Annotated in this window: 2 protein-coding genes; both read left to right on the top strand. The window is 68.3% G+C overall.

Annotated elements, in window-relative coordinates; all coding sequences use genetic code 11:
- Nucleotides 1–1,517 (top strand): ABC transporter ATP-binding protein/permease (locus tag HC022_RS20630; protein ID WP_167453669.1); only part of this gene is annotated, 1,517 nt, incomplete at its 5' end.
- A gap of 139 nt (nucleotides 1,518–1,656) precedes the next feature.
- Complete coding sequence (locus HC022_RS20625; RefSeq protein ID WP_167453668.1) at nucleotides 1,657–3,714, top strand: malate synthase G; 2,058 nt, start codon at nucleotides 1,657–1,659, stop codon at nucleotides 3,712–3,714.
- The last annotated feature ends 295 nt before the right edge of the window (nucleotides 3,715–4,009 follow it).

The following is a 4,009-nucleotide window of genomic DNA, read 5'->3' as shown; positions in this document are numbered from 1 at the left end:
AACTCCGCGATGCCGTCTTCGCCCGCGTCGGCCAGCGCGCCCTGCGGCGTCTGGCGCTCGAGACCTTCACCCACATCCACCGGCTCAGCCTGCGCTACCACATCACCCGCAAGACCGGCGGGCTGTCGCGGATCATCGAGCGCGGCGTCAAGGGCGTCGAGTTCCTGCTGCGCTTCCTGCTGTTCAGCGTGGGCCCGCTGATCGTCGAGCTCGCGCTGATCGCGGGCGTGCTCTACGTGCTCTTCGACGTCTCCTACCTCGCGGTCGTGGTGCTGACCATCGCGCTCTATGTCTGGTTCACCTTCAAGGTCACCGAATGGCGCGTGCGGCTGCGCCGGACGATGAACGAGCAGGACACCGACGCCAACCAGAAGGCCATCGACAGCCTGCTGAACTTCGAGACCGTCAAGTATTTCGGCGCCGAGGACCGCGAGGCCAGCCGCTACGACGCCGCCATGCGCGGCTACGAGGCGGCGGCGGTGAAGACCACGACCTCGCTCGCCTTCCTCAACTTCGGCCAGTCTCTCCTGATCACCGCCGGGCTCGTGATCGTCATGGTCATGGCGGCGCTGGGCGTGCAGCGGGGCGATCTCACCGTGGGCGATTTCGTCATGGTCAACGCCTACATGATCCAGATCACCATGCCGCTGAACTTCCTCGGCACGGTCTACCGCGAGATCCGGCAGAGCCTCGTCGACATGGGCCAGATGTTCGACCTGCTCGACCAGCCCGAGGAGGTGACCGACCGTTCCGGCGCGCCCGCCATCGCGGTCCGGGGCGGGGTGGTGCAGTTCGACGATGTGCGCTTCGGCTACGAGGATGCGCGGCCGATCCTCAAGGGCGTGTCGCTGACCGTCGGGGCGGGCCAGAACGTGGCACTCGTGGGGCCGTCGGGCTCGGGCAAGTCGACCATCGGGCGCCTGCTCTTCCGCTTCTACGATGTGCAGGGCGGCGCGATCCGCATCGACGGGCAGGATCTGCGCGAGGTCACGCAGGAGAGCCTGCACGCGGCCATCGGCGTGGTGCCGCAGGACACGGTGCTGTTCAACGACACCATCCGCTACAACATCGGCTACGGCCGCGACGGCGCCACCGAGGACGAGATCGTGGCCGCCGCGCGGGCCGCGCAGATCCACGACTTCATCCGGAGCCTGCCCGAGGGCTACGACACCCAGGTGGGGGAGCGCGGGCTGAAGCTCTCGGGCGGCGAGAAGCAGCGCGTGGGCATCGCCCGGACCCTGCTCAAGAACCCTCCGATCCTGCTGCTCGACGAGGCGACCTCGGCGCTCGACACCGAGACCGAGGCCGAGATCCAGACCGCGCTGAAGCGCGCGGGCGAGGGCCGCACGGTGATCACGATCGCGCACCGGCTCTCGACCATTGCCGATGCGGACCGCATCGTGGTGCTCGAGAAGGGGCTGGTCGTCGAGGAGGGCACTCACGAGGCGCTGCTGGCGCGCGAGGGGCGCTACGCGCAGCTCTGGGCGCGGCAGCAGGCGGATCGCGACGCAGCCTGAAGCGGCAGAGTCCCGGTCCGGGCTGCGGGTCTGCTGGCGGAATTGGTCAATTATCCTGACCGCACTTGTTTCCGATCGGAAACATGCCTACAGGTCAGGAAACTTCGATTCCGCTCCAATACCCAGAGGGAGGCCCGCCATGAGCGACCGCATCACCCGAAACGGTCTTCAGATTGACCCCGTCCTGTTCGATTTCATCGAGGAAAAGGCGCTCCCCGGCAGTGGCGTGACGCCCGAGACCTTCTGGGAGAAGCTGTCACAGCTCGCGCACGAGTTCGGCCCGCGCAACGCGGCGCTGCTCGAGACGCGCGACCGCATCCAGTCGCAGATCGACGCCTGGCATCTCGAGCGCAAGGGCGAGCCGCATGACGCCGCCGCCTACCGCGCCTTCCTCGAGGAGATCGGATACATCGTCCCCGAGGGCGATGATTTCGTCATCGAGACCCGGAACACCGATCCCGAGTTCGCCGCCGTGCCCGGCCCGCAGCTGGTGGTGCCGATCATTAATGCCCGCTACGCGCTGAACGCGGCCAACGCGCGCTGGGGCTCGCTCTACGACGCCTTCTACGGCACCGACGCCATGGGCTCGCTGCCGCCGAAGGGCGGCTTCGACATGGGCCGCGCCGGCGAGGTCGTCGCCAGGGCCAAGGCCTTCCTCGACGAGACCTTCCCGGTCAACGGCGGCAGCCATGCCGGCGCCGACGGCTACACGGTCGAGGGCGGGACCCTGCGCGTCGCCGGCAAGCCGCTGCTGAGCCCGTCGCAATTCGCCGGCTACCGCGGCTCGGCCGAGGCGCCCGAGGCGATCCTGCTGCGCAACAACGGCCTGCACGTCGAGCTGGTCATCGACCGCGACCACTTCATCGGCAAGACCGATCCGGCCGGGCTTGCAGACGTGCTGATGGAAGCCGCGGTCTCGGCCATCATGGATTGCGAGGATTCGGTCGCCTGCGTCGATGCCGAGGACAAGGCGCTGGCCTATGGCAACTGGCTCGGCCTGATGAAGGGCGATCTCGAGGACAGTTTCGAGAAGGGCGGCAAGACCGTCACCCGCAGCCTGCACGCCGACCGCGTCTACACCGCGCCGGACGGCTCGGAGCTGGTGCTCAAGGGCCGCTCGATGATGCTGGTGCGCAACGTCGGCCACCTGATGACCAACCCCGCGATCCTGCTCGAGGACGGCTCGGAGATCTTCGAGGGGCTGATGGACGCGATGGTCACCACGCTCATCGCCAAGCACGACCTTGCGAAGTCGGACGGGGCTCGCAACTCGGTCGAGGGCTCGGTCTACGTGGTGAAGCCCAAGATGCACGGCCCAGAGGAAGTGGGCTTCGCCGACGCCATCTTCAGCTTCGTCGAAGAGGCGCTGGGGCTGCCGCAATACACGGTGAAGCTCGGCATCATGGATGAGGAGCGCCGCACCAGCGTGAACCTCAAGGAATGCATCCGTGCCGCGAAGCACCGGGTGGCCTTCATCAACACCGGCTTCCTCGACCGCACCGGCGACGAGATGCACACCTCGATGGAAGCGGGCGCGATGCTGCGCAAGGGCGACATCAAGAACACCGCCTGGATCGCCTCCTACGAGGACCGCAACGTCGACATCGGCCTCGCCTGCGGCCTGCGCGGCAAGGCGCAGATCGGCAAGGGCATGTGGGCGATGCCGGACCTGATGGCGGACATGCTGAAGGCCAAGATCGGTCATCCGAAGGCCGGTGCCAACTGCGCCTGGGTGCCGTCGCCGACCGCGGCCACGCTGCACGCGCTGCACTACCACGCGGTGGACGTGCTGGCGCGCCAGGCCGAGATCGCCGAGGGCGGTCCGCGCGGCACGCTCGAGGATCTGCTGACCATCCCGGTGGCGCAGGGCGCGAACTGGTCCGAGGACGAGATCCGCGAGGAGATCGAGAACAATGCGCAGGGCATCCTCACCTGCCGGATCTCGTCGCAGCACCTCGCCAACTGGCTGCACCACGGCGTGGTCTCGCAGGACGAGGTGATGTCGGTGATGAAGCGCATGGCCGAGGTGGTGGACCGTCAGAACGCGGGCGACGCGGCCTACGTGCCGATGGCGCCGGGCTATGACGGCGTGGCCTTCAAGGCGGCCTGCGATCTGGTGTTCGAGGGACGGGTGCAACCGTCGGGTTACACCGAGCCGGTCCTGCACCGTCGCCGGCTGGAGCTGAAGGCCGGCTGAGGGCTGGCTGCAGGCCGGTCGAGGGCCGGTTGAGGGCCGGTTGAGGGATTGCGCCGCGGGCTGCGCCCGCGTCGCCCGGCGCCTGCCTTGCGGCAGGCGCGGGTGGGGGCTCTGCCCCCTCTGCGGCTGCGCCGCATTCACCCCCGGAGTTTGCCGGGCAAGATGAAGAGCGCGGCGGTCCGGCTGTTCCGGGGTACCGCCGATGGAACGCGGGGGCGCAGTTGCAGCGTGGCCCCCGGAGTGGACGAGACAAGGAGAGATGACATGGCTGGACTGACGCTGAGCCGCGCGCGGG

Source organism: Salipiger sp. HF18 (genome assembly GCF_011806505.1).
Lineage (GTDB): Bacteria > Pseudomonadota > Alphaproteobacteria > Rhodobacterales > Rhodobacteraceae > Salipiger > Salipiger thiooxidans.
The sequence above is the reverse complement of the archived record's forward strand: the minus strand, read 5'-3'. Positions and strand labels throughout refer to the sequence as shown.

Excerpts from the sequence above, each read along its gene's own strand:
- HC022_RS20625 (WP_167453668.1), top strand. The coding sequence starts at position 1,657 with ATGAGCGACCGCATCACCCGAAACGGTCTTCAGATTGACCCCGTCCTG.